Below are 23,183 nucleotides of genomic sequence, written 5' to 3'. Positions count from 1 at the left end.
TTGCCCTTTTTCCTCGACTGCTTCACCTGAGCGGCAAATTCACCATCATGTGACATGTGAAAGGACGAAATGACAAGCCCGGATGCCGATCGACTGAAAGCGCTCCTGCCGCCGGAGGTGGCTCGCAGAGTGCAGTCGTTGCGGCTCGCCGACGGCAGGGCGAGCGTCGTGATCGATGCCACCGGCCTTTCCGTGCAGGACCGCGCCGGGCTTGAGCAGATCGTATCCGGTGCGCTGGAAGGCAAGCCGGGCGTCGCCGACGTGCGCGTGGCGATCACGGCCGAAAAGCCGGTGCAGCGCATTCTCGCGGTGGGCTCGGGCAAGGGCGGGGTCGGCAAGTCGACGCTGGCCGCAAACCTGGCGGTCGCGCTTTCGCGCATGGGGCGCAAGGTGGGGCTGGTCGATGCGGACATCTACGGGCCGTCGCAGGCGCGGTTGCTCGGCATCGAGGGGCAGCGTCCGGTGGCGCACGAAAGCCGGCTGGTCCCGATCGCCAGCGCCTTTGGGGTGCCGGTGCTGTCGATGGCCAATCTGCTGGAGCCGGGGCAGGCGATCGCCTGGCGCGGGCCGATGGTTGCAGGTGCGCTGACCCAACTGCTCGAAGGGCACTGGGACAACGCCGAAATCATCGTCGTCGACCTGCCCCCCGGTACCGGCGACGTCCAGTTGACCATGCTCCAGAAGTTCAAGCCGGCGGGCGCGGTCATCGTGTCCACGCCGCAGGACCTTGCCCTCATGGACGCGACCCGCGCCATCGAACTGTTCGAGAAGAGCGGGGTGCCGATCGTCGGCGTGGTGGAGAACATGGCCGGATATGCCTGCCCCCATTGCGGCGAAGTGAGCGACCCCTTCGGCGCTGGCGGGGCCGAGGCTGCTGCCGCGGAGATGGGCAAGGCCTTCCTCGGCCGTATCCCGCTCGATATCGCGATCCGGCGTGAAAGCGACGCAGGCACGCCTCCGGCCGCCGGACAGGGGCCGCAAGCAGAGGCTTTCGCGGGGCTTGCGCTCAAGGTCGCCGATTGGCTGGACCGCCCCTGATGGCGGTCACGCGCCGGGGTGTCCTGATCGGCGCGCTGGCAGGCGGCGGGCTCGCAGTCGGATATCTCCTGCGCCCGCGCCGCTTTCCGATGCCCTTGGAACCGGGCCGGGACGAATATGCGTTCGGGGCCTGGATCAAGATCGCCGCTGACGGGGTGGTGAGCGTGGCCGTGCCCCAGGTGGAAATGGGGCAGGGAATAACCACGCTGTTGCCGCAAGTGGTGGCCTACGAACTGGGCGCCGACTGGCGGCAGGTGGCCGTCGAGCCCGCGCCTGTAAGCGCGATCTACGCCAATGCCGTGCTCGCCGCGAAATGGGCGCCGCTCTGGCTCCCGTTGTTGCCGGAGATCGCCGAGAATCCCGATGGCTTCGCCGCGCGCCGCTTTGCGCAGGACCATCGTTTCAACGTCACAGCCGACGGCACCTCGCTGGCCGCATACGAGGGTCCGGCCCGCGCCGCCGCCGCTTCGGCCCGCGCGCTGCTCGTGCAGGCGGCGGCTGCCCGCTGGGGCGTTGCCCCGGAACAATGCGAAGCGGCGAACGGCCTTGTCCTGCATGAGGGCAAGCGCTTGCCCTTCGGGCCGCTCGCCGCCGAGGCAGCAGGGTTCTCCCCGCCCGATCCGCCGCCCCTGCGCGCGGATGCCATGGCGGAGAAGCCCGGAGAGTTTCCGCCCGGTGCTCCTTTGCGCTGGCCCCGCCTCGACCTGCCGTCCAAGGTCGATGGATCGTGGACTTTTGCCGGAGACGTGCGCCTGCCGGACATGTTGCGCGCGGCGATCCGCCACGCGCCCATCGGCAAGGCGGAACTCTCGGGCTTTGACGAAAGCGCGGGGAAGGGCCTCAAGGGTTTCAGCCGTTTCGTGCGCGGGCCTGACTGGATCGCCGCGCTGGCGGGCGACTGGTGGACTGCCGAAACCGCGCTTGACCGCGCCAGGCCGCGCTTTCGCGTCGCCCGCGGAAGTGACAGCAGCGAGGCCGACAATGCGCTGGACGAGGCCATGCGCATGGGCACGCCCACCCGCCTTCACGCAGAGGGCGACATGGCGGCGATCGAGGGGGGCTTGCCGGTGCAGATCCGCTACGAGGTCGCCCCGGCCGTCCATGCTGCGATCGAGACCGGGAGCGCCACGGCGCGCTTCGAGAATGGCCGCCTCGAACTCTGGATCGGCACCCAGGCGCCCGAGGCGGCGCGCGAAGCCGCCGCTACCGCGCTGGGACTGCGTGCGGCGGATGTCGTCCTTTATCCGATGCCGATCGGTGGCAGCTTCGACCGGCGGCTGGAATGCGCCCACGCCGCACAAGTCGCGCTGCTGGCGAAGGAGGCCGGCCGCCCGGTGCAACTCACACTCTCGCGGCGGCAGGACCATTTCGCGGCTTATCCGCGCACGCCGGCCGTGGCGGTCATGGCGGCGCGAACCGACGCGGAAGGGGGCGTGGCAGGCTGGCGCGCCCGCATCGCCGTGCCCGCTACCGCGCGGGAGTTCGGGCGTCGGTTCTTCTCCGGCGAAGCCTCGTTCGGTGCACTCGACGCGGTGGCCGATGTCGCCGATCCGATGGCGCTGGAAGGTGCGGTCCCGGCCTATGCAGTGCCCAGCCTGGCTGTCGACCATGTGCCCGCCAATATCGGTCTTCCGTCCGGGCGGATGCGCGGTAATGCCCATGGCTATACCGCCTTCTTCAACGAGAGCTTCGTGGATGAACTGGCGCACCGCGCCGGACGCGAGCCCCTGGCCTATCGCATGGCCATGCTGGGGCACGATCCGCGCCTTGCCGAATGCCTTCAGCGCGCGGCGGGGCTTGCGCAATGGGGCGGCGGCGGGGACAACAGCGGGCAAGGCATCGCGTGCCACCTGATCGGGGAGGGGCGCATCGCCGTGGTCGCCTCGGCCCGGCGTGACGAGAACGGGGTGCGGGTGGACAAGCTCAGCGCCGTTGCCGACATCGGCCGCATCGTGAACCTCGATATTGCCCGGCAACAGATCGAGGGCGGGCTGGTCTTCGGTCTCGGCCTCGCGCTGGGATGCAGTCCCAACTATACGGGAGGCAGGCCTGACAGCGAACGGCTGGCCGACCTTTCCCTGCCGACGCTGGCTGACTGCCCTGCCATAGAGGTGGACTTCATCGAAAGCACCGACGATCCTGCCGATCCGGGGGAACTGGGCGTAGCCGTGGTCGCCCCGGCTGTCGCCAACGCACTCTATTCGGCTACGGGATTGCGATTCCGCCGCCTTCCGCTTTTTGCCGAGGACATGTGATGCCCCCCCAAGACAGAAATTCCGCCGCCCCGGGCGAGATCGGCGTGCTGCTGGTCAACCTCGGCACGCCCGACGCTGCCACCCCTGCCGCAGTCCGTCGCTATCTCGCGGAGTTCCTCTCCGATCCGCGCGTCGTGGAGATTCCGGCCATCGCCTGGAAGCCGATCCTGCACGGGGCGATCCTGCGGACCCGGCCTGCCAAGTCCGCTCAGGCCTATCGCCAGGTCTGGACCGACAAGGGCTCGCCGCTCGCTGCGATCACCGCCGCGCAGGCGGCCGGGCTTCAGGCCTTGCTGGGGACTCGCGCGAAGGTCGACTGGGCGATGCGCTACGGCAATCCTGCCATTCCCGCGCGTCTGCAGGCGATGAAGGATGCAGGCTGCGACCGGATACTCGTCGCGCCGCTCTATCCCCAATACTCGGGGGCGACGACGGCCTCGGTGATGGACAGGCTGGGCGAGGCGCTGCGCGCGATGCGTTGGCAGCCCGCGATCCGCACCCTGCCGCCCTATTTCGGCGATGCCGCCTATATCGGCGCGCTGGAGGATGATCTGGTCCGTCAGATCGGGGGGCTGGACTTCGTGCCGGAAGTGCTTCTGCTGTCCTACCACGGAATGCCCCAGCGAACCGCGGATCTCGGCGATCCCTACCACTGGCACTGCCGCGAGACCTCGCGCCTGTTGACCGAACGCCTGAATCTGCGCGTTCCGGGATTACGGATTGAAACGAGCTTCCAGTCGCGCTTCGGCAGGGCAAAGTGGCTGGAGCCGTCCACCGAAGACGTGCTGGCGGCAGAGGCGAAAGCGGGCACGACCCGCATCGCCGTAGCGGCGCCGGGCTTCTCGGCAGACTGCGTGGAAACGCTGGAGGAACTGGCGATTCGGGGCAGGGAGGTCTTCGAGGAGGCCGGAGGCCGCGAGATGGCCGTACTGTCCTGCCTGAATGATGGTGCGTCGGGCATGGAGATGCTGCAAGCGCTTGTTAATCGGGAACTTTCCGGTTGGTGACAAGGATTTAATAGCCGCGTTTCTTGACTATCGATGGCTTCGTTCTACTCCTGTTCCTGATTGTTGGAATGGGGCGAACGGTCATGTGGAACACCGATGCCACCGATTTTTCCTATGGAACGTCGCAAGACGTGTCCGGAGGAAGATCGGTTTCACTATCAATCTTTGCGGATCGGGCACACTTGCGCTCGACCATGCAGGAAGATGCCGCGGGTGCCGGCCTCCACGTCGCTTTCGCTGGATCACTCGGCGATCTACCGGCCGCGGAGGGGCGCTCGCTCGGCGATGTCGTCATGCTCGATTGCCCCGTCATCGATGCTGCAACCCTGGCGGCGCTCGCACGGTTGGACCTGCGTGCAGCGGGCGGTGACACGCGGTTGATCGTATCCACCAGCGTCGAGATGCTGGATGAGGTATTCGCCTGCATGGACATGTCGATGCCGGTGCTGCTGGTCGATCCCAACCGCGCGGAGCGGGTGATCGCATTGGGGCAGGTCATGGCCGGTTTCCCCGCTGCCCGGCTGCGTGAATTGTCTGAAGACGATCGCTTGATGCTGCTTCGTCTGAGCGAGCAGGTCGGGCAGATCGCCGGCCATATGGACAGGCTGGCGCCTGCAGGACCGGCGCGGGCAGGGCGATCGGGCGCTTCTGCCGAGGCCCCGGATTTCGCGGGCAATGGCCCTCCTTACGCGGCGAAGGACCCTTCCTTCTTGTCCGACGCGCGCATGCTGCGCAGGATCATCCGGCAGCGCCAGTTGCGCGCTCGCTTCATCGAGGGAGACCTGTTCGCAGACCCTGCCTGGGATATGCTGCTGGATCTTGCCGCCGCGCGGGCCGAAGGCAAACAGGTGTCGGTCACCTCGCTCTGTATCGCTTCGGCCGTCCCGCCCACTACAGCGCTGCGCTGGATCGGCCAACTGGTGGAGGCGGGCCTGTTCCAGCGTGTTTGTGACGAGAACGATCGCAGACGAGCGTTCATCGAACTGACGGACCAGGCGGTTGACCGGCTTGCCCGCTACTTCGGAGAAATCGCGCTGACCCAGCCGGTCCCGGTCTGAACCGGCGCTTCAAACGGCCATCTTGCGCGGGGCATGCGTGGCCGGCGGAAGGTGCTCGCAGTCATCGACGAGGCGTGTGGCGAGCACGATCTGCAAGGGCAGCGGTTCAAAGAACGCGATGCCGCAATGGTTTGAGCGACACCAGATCACTTCCCCGAATCCTTCATGGCCCGGCGCGTCATGGCCGAGGATATGACGCTTTGCCCATTCGACGACCACTTCGCATCCGGTCCTGAGTTGAGCCTGGACGTGCAGTCTGGCGCCTGAGGCCGACAGGTCGAGCAGCACCGCCTGATGTGTACTCCCGAGCGTGACGAGCCTTGCGGGGAGTCGTACATGAAGGCGGCTCTGCCGGCGCCGCCCATAAGCGGTCAGATTGCATGGCGGCGGTTCATCCTGCGGGAGTTCGTGGCTTTCCATGGGCACGATCTTCCGCAACCGATGCTAGCGCAGGGTTTCGAACGCCTAGCGACTTCAACCTAGGCCCGTCTGAAGGAAGTGGCTGCCTGTTCTCCTCCTTCCGGGCAAGCTTCGCCACCAGACCCGTCAGACCACCACACTGCCGCCGGGATCGATCCCGTTCAGGCGGGTTCAGGCCCGGCTTCTCCAGGTTCCGCGCTTGATCCGCCGAATGCCGGTGCCGCAGTGAAGGCACTCGCTTTCATACTCGATTCCCGTCCATCGGGTCTTGTTGCCTCGGCTGTGCCGGTCGAAAATGCAGAAAATTCGCTTAATGCGAGAAATCATGAAAGCCCCCCTCCACCCCCCAATGGATGGCGGCCGGACTATATGTTCACTTTTCACACTTCCCAGCCCCGATTTTCTATATGTTATATAATCGGACATACTGAAAAACGATATCGCTGTGGCGGTGCAGAGCGCGGAGCCGAATTACCAGGCGGGACACTGGTTGTCCGCTTCGAAAGCCGCGGCCAGAGGGCCCTTCACGGAAAAGATCAATTCGGCTCTTATTTTGGTCAAACTTCGCAGAAAACCTTCAATCTGGCGCAAATTGTAGTTAAATTGTTGCAATGGGTTGGTAGCTTGGCGATACCGCGGGAAAGGGGAGCGACTGGCGATATCTGCCTGACCCCTTTTTTTCTCGCAGGGGTGCCTGAGCAGAATGCGCAAGTATTACAACGCCATAGATTTGATCCGGTTCGTTGCGGCCTGCCTGGTTCTGATCCACCACATGGCGACGAAGGCCTGGTTTCGGCCCGAGGAGTTTCCGGCCAAAATTGCGCATATGTCCGGCCCCGTTTCCTTTTTCACTCAATATGGCGGGCCGGGCTGGGTCGGCGTGGAAATCTTCTTCGTCATATCCGGCATCGTGATCGCCAATTCTGCATTCGGACGTGGGCCTGCGAAGTTCGTGATCGGGCGCGCCTCGCGCCTTTATCCTGCGGCTATCCTGTGTGCGCCGCTTGCCGCGGTCCTTCTCTATCTGACCGGGGCATTACCGGCGGGTTGGCCATTGATGGTCATCAAATCGATGGTGCTGCTGCCGAAAGGTCAGTGGATCGACCCGGTCTTCTGGACCCTGGGCGTAGAGATCGTGTTTTATGGCCTGGTCGCGCTCTGGACGATGCAGAAGCGCGTTTCCCTTGAGCAAGTGGCGGTGGGGCTGACGCTGTGGTCCACGATCTGGACCATACTGGCGCTTGGCGGCGTGGAATTCTACGTTCCCGTGGAACGGGCGCTGCTTCTGCGCTTCGGTTCGTTCTTCGCCCTTGGCATTTTCATGTGGTTGCGCTCGGAACAGCGCGCGACGCTGGCAACTCGGATTTTCATGCCGCTCGCGGTATCGCTGGGCGCCATCGAGATCGTCCTCAACAGCAAGACCTTGACCGTTGTGAGCTACAACAGCGTTGCTCCGCTGTGCCTTTGGGGCGCTGCGGTTTGGGTCATGGCAGATTCGCTGGCAAACGCATCCACCGCGCGTTCCGGATGGATGACCGGGCTCGGTAAGCTGACCTATCCGCTCTATCTCAGCCATACTACGGTCGTGGGTGCGGCCATGTACGGCCTCGGGTTGATCGGCTTCAACGCGACGTGGGCGTTCCTGATTGGCTCCGGCGTCGCGATCTTCGTGGCCTGGGTCATTGCGAACTACTGGGAGCCGCCGGTTTGCGCCGCAATCAAGGCCGCGCTGACAAACTGGCGCGGCCGGCTTTCGCGGTCGATAGCGTAGGCTGCGCAAGGCATGCGAGCCGGAAGATGTCCGGTGCGCATGTGCCTGGCAAGTTCGGCGGATATTTCAGCGACGGAAGAAGCCTGCAGCGCCGGCAGTGATGCGCTCTGCAGAGGGCATGGGAAAAAGCCATTGCCGCGCCCGAAATCGTCGGCTGCGGTTGGATATTCCGAGAGCGCTTTCGACCTAGTATCGGGCAGATCGACGCCGCGCTCGGGGATTTGCCCATTCATAACATCCGCAAGAAACGGTGGTGTCCGCTTTGGACATGAGGCCGGCGATATCTGAATTCTACTATATTTGAGATGGTCGCGCGCGATTGGCCATCCTTGCGGCAAAGTAGAGCTGCATTACCGATGCGCGGACAACCCCGCTGATATCTCAGGGATAACCCCGATCCCTCGCCCCCAGGTGATGCCTTAGCACATGGGGCCTGATGTTCGGCATTTCACGAGACCGATTCTATTCTCATGGGAAGCCCGTTTTTCACACCACGCGTGGAGTTGGAAATTATGGCAAAGCGTCCCAATATCCTTGTCATCTGGGGTGACGACATTGGCTGGCAAAATGTCAGCGCTTACGGCCTGGGAACAATGGGATACACCACGCCCAACATCGACAGCATCGGCTATGGCGGTATCCGTTTTACCGACCACTATGCCCAGCAGTCCTGCACGGCGGGCCGTGCGGCCTTCATCACCGGCCAGTACCCGATCCGCTCGGGCATGGTGACGGTGGGGCAACCGGGAGACCCGCTCGGCCTGCAGAAAACCTCGCCGTGCCTTGCCGAAGTGCTCAAGGCCGCGGGTTACCGCACCGGCCACTTCGGCAAATCCCATCTCGGCGATCGCAACGAGCATCTGCCGACCAATCACGGCTTCGAGGAATTCTTCGGCAACTCTACCACCTCAACGTGTCGGAAGAAGACGAGCAGCGCGACTATCAGGCCTTCGCCAAGGCTTACGCGGGTAGCCTCGAGGAATACGAGAAGAAGTTCGGCGCGCGCGGCGTAATCCACTCGTGGGCGACCGAGGAAGACGATCCCACCGAAGACCCCCGCTTCGGCAAGGTGGGCAAACAGAAGATCGTCGACACCGGGCCGCTTCACCAGGAGCGCATGCACGAGATCGACGAGAAGGAGTTCATTCCTCCCGCGCTCGAATTCATGAAGAAGGCGAAGGACAGCGATGAGCCGTTCTTCGTCTGGCTCAACACCAGCCGCATGCACCTCTACACGCGCCTCAACGACAAGTGGCGCTATGCGGCCGAGAAATACACCTCGGAAGCCGACCTCCATGGCTCGGGCATGCTGCAGCACGACCATGACGTGGGCATCGTGCTTGATTGGCTGAAGGAAAACGGGCTCGATGAAGATACCATCGTTTGGTACTCGACAGACAACGGCCCCGAGCATTCCTCATGGCCGCACGGCGCGACGACGCCCTGGCGCGGCGAGAAGATGACCACTTACGAAGGCGGCGTGCGCGTCATCTCGATGCTCAAGTGGCCCGGCGTGATCGAGCCGCTGCAGCTCAAGAACGGCATCCAGTGCCACCAGGACATGTTCACCACACTCGCCGCCGCAGCCGGGGTAGAGGACGTGGCCGAGAAGGTCATGGAAGAGAAGCAACAGTACATCGACGGCGTGAACAACCTACCCTACTGGAAGGGCGAGGCTGAGGACTCGGCGCGCAACCACGTGTTCCACTACAATGAATCCAAGCTCACCTCGATGCGCATGGGCCCGTGGAAGTGGCACTTCTCGACCAACGAGGACTACTACGGGAACATGGTCGGCCGCTCGAAGCCGCTGGTCTTCAACATCCGCATGGACCCCTTCGAGAGCTACGACAACTCGGACAGCTACGGGCACCTCATCCAGAAGGTCTCCTGGCAGACCGGGCCTATGGGCGAAATGATGAAGGACCACCTCATGACGCTCGCCAAGTACCCGCCGGTACAGGGCGGCAAGAGCTTCGACATGTCCAACGTGGTCGAACAGTTCATGAGCAAGGGCCACGACTGACGACTCCACCACGGGCGACATCATCCGCGCCTGCATCTTTCCATTTGATCCGGATTCAGGGTTTCCCGCAGTGGGACAAACCCTGGATCCGGAAATTCTGGCAGTGTGAATGGAGCGGTGGGCAGCCGCGCCTGTGCATCCATTGAGGCAAGGGGATATTCATGAATCACGAAGACTAGGATGGATTGAACAGGGTCGATAATGGGATGGAGGCTGGTGCCGACAGCCGCCTCTCACGCCGCAAGCTGCTGCTGGGATCGAGCATGCTGGCCGCGACTCCGGCACTATCCTCGTTGATCGGTTCGAACCCGGCCCAGGCACAGACGGTTTCCGGCAGGCGCCCGAACATCCTCGTTATATGGGGCGATGACATCGGGTGGCAGAACGTTTCGGCCTACGGCATGGGCATCATGGGTTACCGCACCCCCAATATCGATCGGATCGGCAAGGAAGGGATCAAGTTTACTGACCACTACGCGCAACCTTCCTGCACTGCAGGACGCGCGGCCTTCATTACCGGTCAGTATCCGATCCGCTCAGGCATGACGACAGTGGGCCAGCCGGGTGCCGCGCTCGGCCTCCAGGCGGCTTCGCCCTGCCTTGCCGAGGTCATGAAGTCGGCGGGATACCGCACTGGCCAGTTTGGCAAGAACCATCTCGGCGACCGTAACGAGCACCTGCCTACCGTTCACGGCTTCGACGAGTTCTTTGGCAACCTCTACCATCTTAACACCCAGGAGGAGTCCGAGCAGCGCGATTATGAGCGTTTCGGCAAGGATTTCTCGGGCGATCTGGAAACATATGAAAAGCGCTTCGGCACACGAGGCGTCCTCCACTGCCGTGCCACAGCCAAGGACGATGCCGCAGTCGATCCGCGCTTCGGAAAGGTGGGCAAGCAGACCATTGAAGACACCGGCCCGCTCACGCAGGAACGCATGAAGAACTTCGATGCGGGAGAGGTAATCCCCAAGGCGTTGGCATTCATGGGCGCTGCAAAGGCGGATAACGAGCCGTTCTTTGTCTGGCTCAATACCAGCCGCATGCACCTGTACACGCGCCTCAACGACGAATGGCGCTACGCCGCCGAAGAGGACACCAGCGAAGCCGACTTTCACGGCTCGGGCATGAAGCAGCACGACCAAGACATCGGCCTCGTACTGCAATGGCTTGAACAGCAGGGTATGCTCGACAACACGCTGGTCTGGTATTCGACCGACAACGGCCCGGAACATTCCTCTTGGCCCTATGGCGGTACCACGCCCTTCCGTGGCGAGAAAATGACCACCTATGAAGGAGGTGTGCGTGTAATCTCGATGGTGCGCTGGCCGCAAGGCCTCCCGCAGGGTGTCGAACTCAACGGCATCCAGGGGCACCAGGACATGTTCACCACCCTTTCAGCGGTCGCCGGGGTGCCCGATGTCGCAAGCAGAATGCTGAGCCAGAAGAAGCAGTACATCGACGGAGTCAACAACCTCCCGTACTGGACCGGACAAACCAAGAAATCGGCGCGCAGCCACATCTTCCATTACTACGAAAGCAAGCTCACAGCGGTGCGTATGGGGGTGTGGAAAATGCATTTCTCTACGAAAGAGGACTACTACGCCAACGTCATTCCGCGCACCGTGCCGCTCTTCTTCAACATCCGCATGGACCCCTTCGAGAGTTATGACAACTCGGACAGCTACGGACATCTCCTGCAGAAAGTCAGTTGGCTGATCCAGCCGATGAGCGCGCTCATGCAAGAGCACCTGAAAACACTTTCCGCCTATCCGCCCGTCCAGGGCGGTGCCTCGTTCGACATGTCGAACATCGTCAAGGAATATCTCGAAGCCGGCAACCAGTAGCTGTTCGGTGCGGCAAGTGCCTGCATGACCAATGCGGTGCTTATCAAGCTGAAGGTCAGCCTAGGCGGCGTGGACAAGTTCGACAGACCAACCCCTTCGGGGCCGTAGCCAAAGCCATCCCTTCGGCGGCGGCTCGGTTGGAAATATCGACATATTCCGTCGCCTCGCCTTCTTGAATTGACGGCTCTTGGCTGCGGCCGTGGCTACACCGAACTTGTCCACGCCGCCTAACCCCGGAAGCGATTGACCGCTCGCTTCCACACTGGCTCATCCGGCATGAGAAGGCTGATCGTCGGCGTAGCGCGCCACATCAACACGCGCCCTGGCGCTTCGCCAGCACGGTCGCGCAGGCGATGGCGCCGGTCATCTAGGGGCCACTTGGGGCAAGGTTGGGAATAGTGAGTGGTGCCGGCTACAGGATTCGAACCCGTGGCCCCCTGATTACAAATCAGGTGCTCTACCAACTGAGCTAAGCCGGCCCGGCGCGTCGGCGATGTGCGATGCGCGAAACAAGTCCGGCGCCCTTACCGCGAGGGAGGGGCGCCGGTCCAGTGCTTTTGTATCTATCTGCGTTCAGGCTCAGAATACCGCGTGCGGCGCGGCTTCCTTCATCATTGCCTGACGGACGAGCGGGACCGGTGGGCCGCCGTAGCTCAGGAATTCGTCATGGAACGGCTTCCACGCAGTGCGGCCGCCACGCGTGGCTGTCCAGTCTTCGCGCAACTTGCGAATCATCAGCTTGCCGAGCGTGTAGTTGAGGTAGGCCGGGTCGTATGTGCCGCGCGCGGCCTGCTGTTCGGCCGTGCCTTCGTCCTGATAGCATTCGTCCATGAACATGCGCTTGGATTGTTCCTGTGTCATGCCCCGCGCATGCAGGCCGATGGCCGACAGATAGCGGCAGTTGCGCAGCAGGGCATTGGAAAGCTGGCCGACGTGGACCCCCGCGTCTCCGTTTCCGAGCCCGGCGTCCCACATCATTTCCTCGGCATAGTGCGCCCAGCCCTCCGCGAAGGCGTAGCCGACCCACAGGCGCCCTACCCAGGAAGGCGAGCGGTTCGAATGCAGGAATTGCAGGAAATGGCCGGGCATCACCTCGTGGACCGAGGTGAACAGCAGGTCGTCCTTACCGGGGATATAGTCCTGCTGCATCTGCTGGGACCACGATGGGTCGGGCGGCGAGATATAATAGACGGAGGGGATGCCCTTTTCCAGCGGACCGGCCGGATCGATATAGGCGGAGTTCTGGCGGTTGTAGGGCGGGCTTTCCTCGACGAGGGCCTGTTCGGTGCCGGGTATAGTGGCGATGTCGTGCTGCCGCACGAAGGCGGTCAGTTCAGGAATCTGCAGGCGCGCTGCGGCAACGGGGCCACCTTCCGGCTTGTCGGCGCGCATCTTGTCGAAGCAGCCCTGGATGTCCTTGCCCGGCGCATATTCCGCGCAGGCGGCCTTGAGGAGATCCTGGTTGCGTTTGAGATCGGCGCGCCCCACCGCCTCCAGTTCATCCAGTGACGCGTCCACCGCCTCGGTGGCGGCCACCATCCGGGAAAAGCGGGCCGCGCCCAATGCGAAGTCCTGCGTCGGCTTTGCCTTGCCGAGCCAATCTGCCAGATCCTGCATGGATTTCGCGGCCGCTTCGGAACTGGTCCTGAATTCCGCCTGCAGCCTTGCGTCCTTCACGTCGGCGAAGGCGGTTCGGGCATCGCCGCGATAATACTCCGCAAAACCGCCGAAGCCTGCGACCCCGAGCTTGATGAAGCTGGCGGGCATCTGCGTCTTCAGGTTGCCGCGAATCTGGGCAGCAGCCTTGGGTACGGCCTTGAAGAAGGCGATCATGGCTTTCATGCGGGTAGGCTTGTCGGCATAGCCGCGGCTCACGTAGACGTTCGGGTCGAGGCCGTTCTCGATGTAGTAACCGGGATTGGTATGGGGCTTGTCGGCGTCTTCCAGCCAGAACAACTGCCCCTTGGCCACCTGCACCAGATAATCGCGCTCGAACCGGTCTTCGGCGGAAAGGGCGTTGAAAGCGCCGGCCTGCGCGATCACCTTGCGAAGGAAATCCCCTCTAGCCTTGAGGCCCGCGGGGCTCCAGTCAGGAAGCCTGCCGTCGAACTGGTGAGCGCCCTGATAGACCGCGAAAGAAGGGTCCTGGGCCATCCAGGCCTCGATGGTGCGGTTGACGAAGGCTTTCCACGGCGTTGCCGGCTTGCCGAGTTCGGCGGCCGCCGATGTGGCTGCGGGTGCGGCGAAGGCGGAAGGCATTTGCGCGCCGAGGCCGAGGGCAAGGCAGGCAATGCCTGCCAGCAGCGTGTTCTTCATAGCGGGGCAGTCCCTGTCAGTCATGTTGGGGGCCATGGCGTTCGAAATCTCGCCGGGCCCCGATGGCGCAGGTTGTGAGCTAAGGCGCGCCGAAGGTCCAGCCCTCGGTACGGGCCAGTTCCTCCGTAAGATCAGTGGGTTTCCACAAGTCCGCGCGCGGGGCGGCGATGCGTAGCCAGGCGGCGGTGAGGAGTGCATCGGCGCTGTGATCGTCTATCGGGCCATGGCCCTCGACCGGCGGAGAGCCAAGTCCCGCAAGGGCGCCGTTCAGCGCATCATGGTCGGTCATCTTGGCCCGGCCCGCTGGGCGTCCTGCGGCGACGGCAGCGAGGGTCGTGTAAATTTCGGTGACCACCGATCCCGCCTTCGGGAGCGGATCGACCGGCCATACCGGCAGGGATCTGCCAAGGCGGTGCAGCAGCCGCATGCCGGTGAGGCTGGACTTGCCGACTTGCGCGGCTCCGACCAGGTTGAAGTTGGAGTAGGGCCGGCAGCCGGCGCGTGCCTGCGCCCGTTCGGTCACGCGCATGCGCCCTCTTCGATCCGGCGCATCCGGCAGATGGAAGTGCACGCCTTCCCGGCCGCCGTGACGGCGGAAGAATGCGCTGAGTTCCGGGTGATCGACGAAACTGGTCGCCGCGAAATGGCCGTCAGTCGCGCAGATGGCATCGACCAGCGCCCATAGCGCGCGGGCATCGGGAGGGCTTGCCGGCCAGCCGGGAAAGAACGCGCCTGCATCGGCGAAGGGAAGTGAGATGCCAAGGTCCAGGCCGATGAGCGTGTTTTCCGGCAGGCCCCGTTGCAGGAGGTCAAGCGCATCCTCGCGGGACCAGTGGACATGACCTTGCGGACGCAGCAGGACGGGCGGGCCTTCCAGTCCGCAAAGAGCCACCGCGATGCCCTTTTGCCGCGGTCCCAGTGCACCGGACCAGTCGATTCCCATGAAATGCCGGAAGCGCGGCATGAGTTTGCCCTATTCCGCGCGGCGTTCGGCGCGCTTTCGGTCCCACCATTCCAGGCGCTTGAGGATTTCCCGTTCGAACCCGCGTTCCACCGGCTGGTAATAGGTCTGCGGTGCCATGTCTTCGGGCCAGTAGTCGTCGCCCGAAAAACCGTCAGGCGCGTCATGGTCGTAGGCATAGTCCTTGCCGTAGCCGATGTCCTTCATCAGCTTGGTCGGCGCGTTGAGGATATTGGCGGGCGGGGCGAGGGAGCCGGTTTCGCGGGCGCTCTTGAACGAGGATTTGAACGCGGTGTAGGCCGCGTTCGATTTCGGCGCCGTGGCGAGGTAGAGGCAGGCCTGCACGATCGCCAGTTCGCCTTCGGGAGAGCCGAGGAATTCGTAGGCATCCTTGGCCGCAAGGCATTGGACCAGCGCCTGCGGATCGGCCAGTCCCACGTCCTCGCTGGCGAAGCGCACGAGGCGGCGCAGCACGTAAAGAGGCTCTTCGCCCGCCGTCAGCATTCGCGCCATGTAGTAGAGCGCGGCTTGCGGATCGGAGCCGCGCAGCGACTTGTGAAGCGCGGAGATGAGGTTGTAGTGCCCGTCCCGGTCCTTGTCGTAAACCGCCACGCGGCGTTGCAGGAACTGGCCCAGTCCGGCCGGATCGAGCGGCTCGGGGATTTTCGCGGAATAGAGCGTCTCGGCCTGGTTGAGCAGGAAGCGTCCGTCCCCGTCGGCCGATGCCACCAGCGCGGCACGCGCATCGCCATCGAGCGGAAGCGCGCCTTCGAGCGCTTCGCCTTTGTCGAGCAATGCACCGAGCGCCTCGGGGCCGAGCCGGTGCAGGATCAGCACTTGCGCGCGGCTGAGCAGCGCGGCGTTGAGTGCGAAGCTGGGGTTCTCCGTCGTGGCGCCGACAAGAGTGACGGTCCCGCGCTCGACGAACGGAAGAAAGCCGTCCTGCTGGGCGCGGTTGAAGCGGTGGATCTCGTCCACGAACAGCAGCGTGCGCTGGCCGGCCCGCGCGGCGAGATCCGCTTCGGCGAATGCCTTCTTGAGGTCTGCCACGCCCGAAAATACCGCGGAGACGGCGGTGAAGCGCATGCCCACCGCATCGGCGAGCAGGCGTGCGATGCTGGTCTTCCCGGTGCCGGGCGGACCCCAGAGGATCATCGAGGACAGGCGGCCCGCCGCGACCATGCGGCCGATCGGTCCTTCCGGCCCGGTCAGGTGTTCCTGTCCCACGACGTCGGCAAGCGTGCGCGGCCGCAGGCGGTCGGCGAGCGGGGCATCCTCGCGCGGGGCGTCAGGCGCGGGGGAGGGCGGAAGATCGTCGGCGAAAAGGTCGGCCATGGGAGCTATCTAGCGATTATGGCGCGCAATTGCATCGGTTCGGCGGCAGGAGTAGCCTGCCTGTCCATAAAACGGGACGAAAGGGACGGGAGATGATCGGATCCACGCGCGTCAGGGCGCCTTGGCAGTTGTGGGTGGTAGGCCTCGTCTCGCTGCTGTGGAATGCCTTCGGCTGTACCGATTTCGCCATGACCGTGACGCGCAACCCGCAGTGGATGGCGCCTCTATCGCCGGAGATGATCGACTGGCTGGACGCCGCGCCGACCTGGACCGTGGTGACCTGGGCGCTCGGTGTCTGGGGTGGGCTGGCGGGATCGCTGCTCCTGCTGCTGCGTTCGCGCTGGGCCGTCGCGGCCTTCACGATCTCGCTGCTCGGGCTTGCGGTGAACCAGCTCTATCCCTTCCTATCCGACGTGCCCGACATGATGAAGGGCGCCGGCAGCATTGCGCTGACGGCGACCATCTGGGCCGTGGCGGTGTTCCTGCTCTGGTATGCCGTCAGGATGCGGACGCGCCGGGTACTGGCCTGACGGGCGCGCGGGGGCCGGTCAGCGCTTCGTACGCTGCCGGATCAGGCGGACATACGTATCGGCGACGGCCTGGTTGATGCGGTCCCAGCTGAATTCGAGAGCGCGGGCTTCGCCGGCCAGGCCGTGGCTTTCGCGCAGGGCAGGGCTTTCGATATAGGCCTTGAGCGCTTCGGCGAACTGGTGGATCGCGCCGGGCGGGATCAACCTGCCGGAAGCGTGATCGCTGACCAGGCTCTGGCTGCCGGTTGCGGCGGCGGCCACGACCGGCAGGCGGCAGGCCATGGCTTCCAGCGTGACATTGCCGAAGGTTTCGGTGACCGAGGGGTTGAACAGCATGTCCATGCCGGCGACCGCGCGGGCGAGGTCCGTGCCTTGCTGGAAACCGACGAAGGCAGCCTGCGGAAGGCGTGCCTCGAACCATTCGCGGGCAGGGCCTTCGCCGACCACGAGAACCCGGTGCGCGACGTTGCGGCGGCGCAGGTCGTCAAGCGTGTCGGAAAACACGTCGAGACCCTTTTCCATGACAAGCCGGCCGAGGAAGCCGACCACGACCTCATGATCGGCAATGCCGTGGCTGCGACGCCACGCCATGTCCCGCCGGTCGGGGTTGAAGATCTCGCGATCGACCCCGCGTGACCAGATCGACACGTCGTAGTTCATGCGCTGCTCGCGCAGGAGCTGCGCCATCGATTCCGAAGGCGCCACCAGGGCGTCGCAGCGGCGGTAGAAGCGGCGCAGGATCGCCTCGATCAGCGGCTCGCCCCAGGCCATGTTGTAATAGCGAAGATAGGTCTCGAAACGCGTGTGCACCGATGCGAGTACGGGCAGCTTGCGGTTGCGGGCCCAGGTCACGGCCTGATGGCCAACCGGATCGGGCGACGAGACATGGACTATGTTCGGCGCGAATTCCTTGAGATCGCGCCGCGCCTTGCCGGCTATCGACAAGGGCATCCGGTATTCCGAACGCGTTGGGATAGGCATCGCGCGGATGCCGACGAGATCTCCGGTCGGTTCGAATGCGGGATTGTCGACGACGGGCGCGTAGACGCGAACTTGCGCGCCCTGGCGCAGAAGGTAGCCGACGAGGCGATTCAGCGCCTGGTTCGCTCCGTCACGGACATAGTTGTAGTTGCCCGAAAAAAGGGCAATTCGCAGGTCGGCGGTTTCCATGGTGGGCAGCCCCATAGCCTCCCTCGCTGCAATTGGCGAGTGGACTTCACGGATGCGTGTGGGAACCTGCGGAAAACCGCCGACTGCGTTCATTGCCTTGGGGACGGTCGCCTAGCGGCGCCAATCCCTGCGGCGATCGTCCCGGCGCCGGTCATCCCTGCGCCAGTCCCGCCGGCGATCGTCCCGCCAGCCATCCCGGCCGCGATCCCAGCGGCGATCGTGGCCCCAGCCACGACGATCGTCCCGCCAGCCGCGACGGTCGTCCCGCCAGCGGTCCCGGCCGGCCCAACGGTCGCGGTAGTAGGGGGCATAGTACCGGTCGTAGTAGCGATCGCGGTAGTAGCGGTTGGGCGCGCCCTCATAATAATAGTAATAGCCCGGCCGATCGCGCACGGTAACGTAGCGACGGGAATCGTAATAGCCGCGATCGTAATAGCGACCATCATCCCGGTCGGCGAGCGCCGCCCCGAGAGCCAGGCCGATGATTCCGGCGCCGATGGCCACGGCAGCATCGTTGCCGCCCCGATCGTAGTAATCGCGCGCCATCGCGGGCGCCGATGCGGTCAGGGCCGATGCCGCAAGGGCGGTGGCCAGACCCAGGGTCTTCCAAGTCAGTTTCATGATATCGCACTCCTTTCCGGGCCAACCAAGTTACGGCGGAATCAGCGGGCACGTTGGATTGTCAGGATCGCCTGGGGGCACTGAACTAGGGGTGAACTTTCCGTTCAGTACAGGACGAGGCGAGACGCGCTTTCGCCGGGATGCAAACGAAAGACGCCCGGCCAGGAGGAATGGCCGGGCGTCTCTGGCAGGCGGCGAGGGGTATTGTCCGCCTGCCTCGGTGGCTCGTGGGATCAGTAGCCGCGGCGGTAGTCGCCACGGTCATGGTCGTAGCCCCGGCGATAATCGCCGCGCTGGTTGCGATAGTAATCGTCACGGCTGTGGCGCCCGCCATCGCGGTCCCAGTACCAGCCGTCGCGATATTCCCAGCCGCTGCCGTAGCTGGGGGTATAGGCATAGCTGCTGTCGTAATAGCGATCGCGATCGCGGTCATGATCGTTGCTGTTCGAGGCGATGATCGCGCCGAGAGCCAGACCGATCACGCCCGCGCCGATGGCGACGGCTGCGGTATTGTCGTTGCCGCGATGATAGTCGCGGGCCATCGCCGGAGTGGCGCCGGCAAGCGCGGTGGCGGCAAGAGCGGCGGTAATGGTCGCGTTACGGAAGAAGGTCATTGGTCGAAACTCCTTGCGGGGAAGGTGCTCCGGAGGGGCCGGGGTCTCATCCCTTGTTGAGTTTCTTCTACGCCCCCGCTTCTGAACCGGATCGAAGCAGGTTCAGCAGAATTCGTTCAGGTTTGTACGAGTTTGTATGAACCTGGCACACCTTTTCCGGTCGGCGTTTTCGGCCTGCCCCATCCTGCTCCTCGGCTCGGCGCAAGACCGGCAACTAAAGCGGCGCTCCAGTCTTCGGGGAAGGCAAGACACGAATAGTGACAGGGATATTATCATGAAAACGCTACGCTTTCTCACGTCGGCGGTGAGCCTCGCCGCTGCCGCCGCGGCTCTGCCCGCCATGGCGCAAGAGGATGCCGCCGCGCCGATGGCGACTGACACGCCCGCACGCAACAGCCATTTCGACGGTCCTTACATCCAGGCCTTCGGCGGTCTTTCCGCTCGTGGAAACGATCGCGGCGACAGTCTGCGTTTCGATACCGATGGCGATGGCCGCTACGACAACACCGTGAATACGGCGGGCGGCGCCAATGCGTTCAGTCCGGGCTTCTGCAATGGCCGTGCGCGCGGCGCCACTCCGGCGGATGGGTGCCGCAGTGACAAGGACGGTGCGGAGTACGGCGTCCGTTTCGGATATGACAAGCGCATGGGCAACTTCGTGCTCGGCGGCCTGGTCGAGGGCGTCAAGAGCGAAGCAAAGGACGCGACCTCCGGCTTCAGCACGACGCCGGCGAGCTACTCGATCCAGCGCAAGCTCGACTACGGTGTCTCCGGTCGTCTGCGGGCAGGCTATACGCCCGGCGGCGGGGCGCTGTTCTATGTGACCGGCGGCGGCGGGATGGCCAAGATCGACCATCAGTTCCAGACCACCAATGAAGTGAATTCGTTCGATCCGCAGCGCAACAACAAGATGGTCTGGGGTTGGCAGGCCGGCGGTGGCGGCGAGATCATGGTCGCCCGCAATGTCAGCCTCGGCCTCGAATATCTCTACAATCGCTACAACGACAACAAGTACAATGTCGAAGTGGGTCCGGGCACTGCCCCGGCAACCAATCCATTCCTGATCGATTCGGGCTCGACCCGGATCAAGGGTTCGGACAAGAACTTCGACTATCACTCGCTCCGCGCGACCCTGGGTTTCCAGTTCTGACCATCTGACAAGATTGGGAGAGAGCCGAAAACGGCAACGGGCGGCAACCTTGCGGTTGTCGCCCGTCATGTTTCCGGATCCGGCTTTCAGATCCTGTCCGATCCCGGCGCCAGGGCGCCGAGAGATCAGGCGTCCTTCTTGCGGCTCTGCTTCTTGCGCTCGTTCGGGTCGAGGTAGGCCTTGCGCAGACGGATCGACTGTGGGGTCACTTCGACCATTTCATCGTCGTCGATGTAAGCGATCGCCTGCTCCAGCGTCATGACGCGGGGCGGGGTGAGGCGGATGGCGTCGTCCTTGCCGGTCGAACGGAAGTTCGTCAGCTGCTTCGACTTCATCGGGTTCACTTCGAGATCGTCGGGCTTGGCGTTTTCGCCGATGATCATGCCTTCGTAGATCTTTTCCTGCGGCTTCACGAACAGGATGCCGCGATCTTCGAGGCTGTTCAGCGCGTAGCCCACGGCCTCACCGGTGCCGTTCGAGATCAGCACGCCGTTCTGGCGGCCTTCGATCGGACCCTTGTGGCTGTCGTACTTCTCGAACAGGCGGTTCATGATGCCGGTGCCGCGGGTGTCCGAGAGGAACTCGCCGTGGTAGCCGATCAGGCCGCGCGAAGGAGCCGAGAAGGTGATGCGGGTCTTGCCGGCGCCCGAAGGGCGCATGTCGGTAAGCTCGGCCTTGCGGCGCTGCATCTTCTCGACGACCGTGCCCGAGAATTCGTCGTCCACGTCGATCACGACGGTTTCGTACGGTTCGGTGCGGCCACCCTTCTCGTCCTTGCCGAACAGCACGCGCGGACGGCTGATGCCCAGCTCGAAGCCTTCGCGGCGCATCGTTTCGATCACGACGCCCAGCTGAAGTTCGCCGCGACCGGCCACTTCGAAGCTGTCGCGGTCGGCCGATTCGGTGACGCGGATGGCGACGTTGGTTTCCGCTTCGCGCATCAGGCGGTCGCGGATCATGCGGCTGGTGACCTTGTCGCCTTCACGGCCCGCGAGCGGCGAGTCGTTGACGGCAAAGCGCATCGCCAGGGTCGGCGGATCGATCGGCTGCGCCTGGATCGCGGTGGAAACCGAAGGATCGGCGATGGTGTTCGACACGGTGGCCTTTTCGAGGCCGGCCAGCGCGATGATGTCACCGGCGCGGGCTTCTTCCACGGGAACGCGGTCAAGGCCACGGAACGACAGCACCTTGGTGGCGCGGCCGACTTCGATGACCTTGCCGTCCATGTCGATGGCGCGGATCGGATCGTTGACCTTCAGCGTGCCCGACTGGACGCGGCCGGTGAGGACGCGGCCCATGAAGTTGTCGCGATCAAGCAGGGTGGCTAGGAACGAGAACGGCGCGTCCTGATCGAGGTCAGGGGCCGGAACGTGCTCGACGATCTTTTCGAACAGCGGGGTCAGGTTGCCTTCGCGGGCATCCGGATCGTAGCTGGCGTAGCCGTTGCGGCCCGAAGCGTAGAGGGTCGGGAAGTCGAGCTGTTCGTCGTTGGCGTCGAGGCTGACGAAGAGGTCGAACACTTCGTCCAGCACTTCGGCGTGACGGCCGTCGGGACGGTCGATCTTGTTGACGACGACGATCGGCTTCAGGCCGAGGCCGAGCGCCTTGCCGGTGACGAACTTCGTCTGCGGCATCGCGCCTTCCGACGAGTCCACCAGCAGGACGACGCCGTCGACCATCGAGAGGATGCGTTCCACTTCGGCGCCGAAGTCGGCGTGGCCGGGGGTGTCGACGATGTTGATGCGGTAGCCGTTCCACTCGATCGAAGTCGGCTTCGCAAGGATGGTGATCCCGCGTTCCTTTTCGAGGTCGTTCGAGTCCATCGCACGTTCTTCGATGCGCTGGTTGTCACGGAAGGTGCCGGACTGGCGGAAAAGCTGGTCGACGAGGGTGGTCTTGCCATGGTCGACGTGCGCAATGATCGCAATATTGCGCAAGGGAAGCGGGGCTGACATGCAGTGCCTATCGGTTCGAGGAGTTGGCCAGCAGCGCATGCTGCGCCGCAAAATTGGCGCGCCCTTACCTGATATGCGCGTTTGCGGCAAGCGCTGAGCCGATGCGCGCAACCGTTGCCTGTCTGCCACAGCTGCCCGGAAGACCTGCCGGAACCCTTTTGAGTGATTGTTCAGGCCGCACAAATCGCCTAATGTCCTCCCTGTAATCAAGGCGAGACGGCGCTAACAAAAAAAGTGCCGCCGCATGGAGAGAGGAATGCCGAGGCTCCCCCACACAGGGCGTTTCGCCAGACCTGGTTGAACAAGAATCCAGTCGTGCCTTCTGGGCGCGGCGGCGCGTTGCCGGCTAAAGCTCGGAACGCGAAAGCGCGGACCTGAGCGGCAGGGAGGAGACGCAAGGGATCGCAAACTCAGCCAGGGGCGCCGGGCTTTGCCTGAGCGCCCCTTTTCCTGTGGCATCTGCCCGGATCGGCTGAAGCGGTCTTTTCGGCAGGTAAACGTGTCATAACATTTGCAATTTTGGCTTCGTCATCGCGGTTTCGATGGCTACGCTGTTTCAGGGCGGCCGTGTCTTGCGGTCGGCAAACATCGTGCTTCGAGCAAGGGGATAGCGAAGATGGTGCCATACGGTGGATTCTGGTGGCGGGTTCTCGCCTACTTCATCGATTATTTCATCGTGAACATAGGCATCGGGATTCTCGGCATGTTTACCGGCTTCGGGATCGGTTCGATCATGAGCGGGGGCGCGAACGCCGACATGGCAGCGGGGCTTTCCATGCTGCTGGGGGCCGGCCTCGGGCTCGTCTGTTCCTGGCTTTACTTCGCGGTTCTCGAAAGCTCGCCCTGGCAGGCGACTGTCGGCAAGCTGGCGGTGGGTGTGATCGTTACCGACATGCACGGAAACCGCATCAGCTTCCTGCGCGCGACGGGGCGCTATTTCGGCAAGATCCTGTCGGGGCTGCTCTTGGCGATCGGCTTTATCATGGTGGCCTTCACCGAGCGCAAGCAGGGTCTGCACGACGTGCTGGCAAGCACGCTCGTCTATCGGACCCGCGATCCGCACGAAGTCCGCCAGATCGAAAACAGCGTTTTCGCCTGAACGCTCAATCTGC

General features: G+C 63.9%; 19 protein-coding genes and 1 tRNA gene. 11 read left to right on the top strand and 9 right to left on the bottom strand.

The features are described 5' to 3' along the window. Positions 1-69: 69 nt before the first annotated feature. The 4 genes from ACLIMP_RS00875 (at position 70) to ACLIMP_RS00860 (ending at position 5,358) form a co-directional block, all read left to right on the top strand. Positions 70-1,038 carry an Mrp/NBP35 family ATP-binding protein gene (locus ACLIMP_RS00875; RefSeq protein ID WP_324696922.1) on the top strand — a complete coding sequence of 323 codons (969 nt, stop codon included), beginning with the start codon at positions 70-72 and terminating at the stop codon, positions 1,036-1,038. Further along, the gene (locus ACLIMP_RS00870) at positions 1,038-3,293 is read left to right on the top strand and encodes a molybdopterin cofactor-binding domain-containing protein (protein WP_324696920.1); all 2,256 of its coding nucleotides are present in this window, start codon (positions 1,038-1,040) and stop codon (positions 3,291-3,293) included. The genes ACLIMP_RS00875 and ACLIMP_RS00870 overlap by 1 nt, the downstream gene beginning before the upstream one ends. After that, on the top strand, positions 3,293-4,300 hold the full coding sequence (hemH, locus tag ACLIMP_RS00865; protein WP_443477995.1) for a ferrochelatase: 1,008 nt from the start codon (positions 3,293-3,295) through the stop codon (positions 4,298-4,300). The genes ACLIMP_RS00870 and hemH overlap by 1 nt, the downstream gene beginning before the upstream one ends. Positions 4,301-4,482: 182 nt before the next feature. Next, positions 4,483-5,358: a winged helix DNA-binding protein gene (locus ACLIMP_RS00860; RefSeq protein WP_369818313.1), complete on the top strand. Its 876-nt coding sequence runs from the start codon at positions 4,483-4,485 to the stop codon at positions 5,356-5,358. 9 nt (positions 5,359-5,367) lie between these two features. Here ACLIMP_RS00860 and ACLIMP_RS00855 read toward each other — a convergent pair whose 3' ends face one another. Continuing rightward, the gene (locus tag ACLIMP_RS00855; protein ID WP_185998639.1) at positions 5,368-5,778 is read right to left on the bottom strand and encodes a PilZ domain-containing protein; all 411 of its coding nucleotides are present in this window, start codon (positions 5,776-5,778) and stop codon (positions 5,368-5,370) included. A gap of 703 nt (positions 5,779-6,481) precedes the next feature. Between ACLIMP_RS00855 and ACLIMP_RS00850 the strand changes: the two genes are divergently transcribed. From ACLIMP_RS00850 to ACLIMP_RS00835, 4 genes are all read left to right on the top strand, one after another. Beyond that, positions 6,482-7,549, top strand: a complete 1,068-nt coding sequence (locus ACLIMP_RS00850; RefSeq protein ID WP_185998640.1) for an acyltransferase family protein — start codon at positions 6,482-6,484, stop codon at positions 7,547-7,549. Between the two features lie 512 nt (positions 7,550-8,061). Further along, entirely contained in the window at positions 8,062-8,562 is a 501-nt protein-coding gene (locus ACLIMP_RS00845) for a sulfatase-like hydrolase/transferase (protein ID WP_443477994.1), read from the top strand. Further along, the gene (locus ACLIMP_RS00840) at positions 8,463-9,575 is read left to right on the top strand and encodes a sulfatase-like hydrolase/transferase (RefSeq protein WP_443477993.1); all 1,113 of its coding nucleotides are present in this window, start codon (positions 8,463-8,465) and stop codon (positions 9,573-9,575) included. Before ACLIMP_RS00845 ends, ACLIMP_RS00840 begins: the two co-directional genes overlap by 100 nt. A gap of 206 nt (positions 9,576-9,781) precedes the next feature. Continuing rightward, complete coding sequence (locus ACLIMP_RS00835; protein ID WP_443477992.1) at positions 9,782-11,419, top strand: arylsulfatase; 1,638 nt, start codon at positions 9,782-9,784, stop codon at positions 11,417-11,419. A gap of 403 nt (positions 11,420-11,822) precedes the next feature. On the opposite strand, the gene ACLIMP_RS00830 is transcribed toward ACLIMP_RS00835, so the two are convergent. The 4 genes from ACLIMP_RS00830 to ACLIMP_RS00815 all read right to left on the bottom strand — a co-directional run bounded on the left by ACLIMP_RS00830 (position 11,823) and on the right by ACLIMP_RS00815 (position 16,031). Continuing rightward, positions 11,823-11,898 (bottom strand) — tRNA-Thr (locus ACLIMP_RS00830). Between the two features lie 100 nt (positions 11,899-11,998). Continuing rightward, positions 11,999-13,735, bottom strand: a complete 1,737-nt coding sequence (locus ACLIMP_RS00825) for a DUF885 domain-containing protein (protein WP_420719890.1) — start codon at positions 13,733-13,735, stop codon at positions 11,999-12,001. A gap of 79 nt (positions 13,736-13,814) precedes the next feature. Further along, entirely contained in the window at positions 13,815-14,699 is an 885-nt protein-coding gene (locus ACLIMP_RS00820; protein WP_443477991.1) for a hypothetical protein, read from the bottom strand. Positions 14,700-14,708: 9 nt separating this feature from the next. Next, the gene (locus ACLIMP_RS00815) at positions 14,709-16,031 is read right to left on the bottom strand and encodes a replication-associated recombination protein A (RefSeq protein ID WP_054439556.1); all 1,323 of its coding nucleotides are present in this window, start codon (positions 16,029-16,031) and stop codon (positions 14,709-14,711) included. 92 nt (positions 16,032-16,123) lie between these two features. Between ACLIMP_RS00815 and ACLIMP_RS00810 the strand changes: the two genes are divergently transcribed. Further along, positions 16,124-16,561, top strand: a complete 438-nt coding sequence (locus ACLIMP_RS00810) for a hypothetical protein (RefSeq protein ID WP_054439557.1) — start codon at positions 16,124-16,126, stop codon at positions 16,559-16,561. A gap of 18 nt (positions 16,562-16,579) precedes the next feature. Here the strand turns inward: ACLIMP_RS00810 and ACLIMP_RS00805 are convergent, their stop codons facing one another. The 3 genes from ACLIMP_RS00805 to ACLIMP_RS00795 form a co-directional block, all read right to left on the bottom strand. Further along, positions 16,580-17,731, bottom strand: coding sequence for a glycosyltransferase family 4 protein (locus ACLIMP_RS00805; RefSeq protein WP_185998940.1), 1,152 nt, complete (start codon positions 17,729-17,731; stop codon positions 16,580-16,582). 111 nt (positions 17,732-17,842) lie between these two features. Next, on the bottom strand, positions 17,843-18,352 hold the full coding sequence (locus ACLIMP_RS00800) for a hypothetical protein (protein WP_054439558.1): 510 nt from the start codon (positions 18,350-18,352) through the stop codon (positions 17,843-17,845). 233 nt (positions 18,353-18,585) lie between these two features. Beyond that, entirely contained in the window at positions 18,586-18,966 is a 381-nt protein-coding gene (locus tag ACLIMP_RS00795; protein WP_324696904.1) for a hypothetical protein, read from the bottom strand. A 274-nt stretch (positions 18,967-19,240) separates the two neighbouring features. On the opposite strand from ACLIMP_RS00795, the gene ACLIMP_RS00790 reads away from it, so the two are divergent. Next, entirely contained in the window at positions 19,241-20,116 is an 876-nt protein-coding gene (locus ACLIMP_RS00790; RefSeq protein WP_054439561.1) for an outer membrane protein, read from the top strand. A 125-nt stretch (positions 20,117-20,241) separates the two neighbouring features. Here the strand turns inward: ACLIMP_RS00790 and typA are convergent, their stop codons facing one another. Next, entirely contained in the window at positions 20,242-22,071 is a 1,830-nt protein-coding gene (typA, locus tag ACLIMP_RS00785; RefSeq protein WP_054439562.1) for a translational GTPase TypA, read from the bottom strand. Between the two features lie 616 nt (positions 22,072-22,687). Here typA and ACLIMP_RS00780 point away from each other — a divergent pair. Then, positions 22,688-23,170, top strand: a complete 483-nt coding sequence (locus ACLIMP_RS00780) for an RDD family protein (RefSeq protein WP_054439564.1) — start codon at positions 22,688-22,690, stop codon at positions 23,168-23,170. Positions 23,171-23,183 lie beyond the last annotated feature (13 nt).

The organism is Novosphingobium aeonii (assembly GCF_052279045.1).
Lineage (GTDB): Bacteria > Pseudomonadota > Alphaproteobacteria > Sphingomonadales > Sphingomonadaceae > Novosphingobium.
Note: the sequence above shows the minus strand (reverse complement) of the source record. Positions and strands in the feature narration are given on the sequence as shown.

What these genes read in the sequence shown, in the direction of transcription:
- ACLIMP_RS00875 (WP_324696922.1), top strand. Translation starts at nt 70, where the DNA reads ATGACAAGCCCGGATGCCGATCGACTGAAAGCGCTCCTGCCGCCGGAG.
- ACLIMP_RS00870 (WP_324696920.1), top strand. Translation starts at nt 1,038, where the DNA reads ATGGCGGTCACGCGCCGGGGTGTCCTGATCGGCGCGCTGGCAGGCGGC.
- hemH (WP_443477995.1), top strand. Translation starts at nt 3,293, where the DNA reads ATGCCCCCCCAAGACAGAAATTCCGCCGCCCCGGGCGAGATCGGCGTG.
- ACLIMP_RS00855 (WP_185998639.1), bottom strand. Translation starts at nt 5,778, where the DNA reads ATGGAAAGCCACGAACTCCCGCAGGATGAACCGCCGCCATGCAATCTG.
- ACLIMP_RS00850 (WP_185998640.1), top strand. Translation starts at nt 6,482, where the DNA reads ATGCGCAAGTATTACAACGCCATAGATTTGATCCGGTTCGTTGCGGCC.
- ACLIMP_RS00845 (WP_443477994.1), top strand. Translation starts at nt 8,062, where the DNA reads ATGGCAAAGCGTCCCAATATCCTTGTCATCTGGGGTGACGACATTGGC.
- ACLIMP_RS00835 (WP_443477992.1), top strand. Translation starts at nt 9,782, where the DNA reads ATGGAGGCTGGTGCCGACAGCCGCCTCTCACGCCGCAAGCTGCTGCTG.
- ACLIMP_RS00825 (WP_420719890.1), bottom strand. Translation starts at nt 13,735, where the DNA reads ATGAAGAACACGCTGCTGGCAGGCATTGCCTGCCTTGCCCTCGGCCTC.
- ACLIMP_RS00820 (WP_443477991.1), bottom strand. Translation starts at nt 14,699, where the DNA reads ATGCCGCGCTTCCGGCATTTCATGGGAATCGACTGGTCCGGTGCACTG.
- ACLIMP_RS00815 (WP_054439556.1), bottom strand. Translation starts at nt 16,031, where the DNA reads ATGGCCGACCTTTTCGCCGACGATCTTCCGCCCTCCCCCGCGCCTGAC.
- ACLIMP_RS00810 (WP_054439557.1), top strand. Translation starts at nt 16,124, where the DNA reads ATGATCGGATCCACGCGCGTCAGGGCGCCTTGGCAGTTGTGGGTGGTA.
- ACLIMP_RS00805 (WP_185998940.1), bottom strand. Translation starts at nt 17,731, where the DNA reads ATGGAAACCGCCGACCTGCGAATTGCCCTTTTTTCGGGCAACTACAAC.
- ACLIMP_RS00800 (WP_054439558.1), bottom strand. Translation starts at nt 18,352, where the DNA reads ATGAAACTGACTTGGAAGACCCTGGGTCTGGCCACCGCCCTTGCGGCA.
- ACLIMP_RS00795 (WP_324696904.1), bottom strand. Translation starts at nt 18,966, where the DNA reads ATGACCTTCTTCCGTAACGCGACCATTACCGCCGCTCTTGCCGCCACC.
- ACLIMP_RS00790 (WP_054439561.1), top strand. Translation starts at nt 19,241, where the DNA reads ATGAAAACGCTACGCTTTCTCACGTCGGCGGTGAGCCTCGCCGCTGCC.
- typA (WP_054439562.1), bottom strand. Translation starts at nt 22,071, where the DNA reads ATGTCAGCCCCGCTTCCCTTGCGCAATATTGCGATCATTGCGCACGTC.
- ACLIMP_RS00780 (WP_054439564.1), top strand. Translation starts at nt 22,688, where the DNA reads ATGGTGCCATACGGTGGATTCTGGTGGCGGGTTCTCGCCTACTTCATC.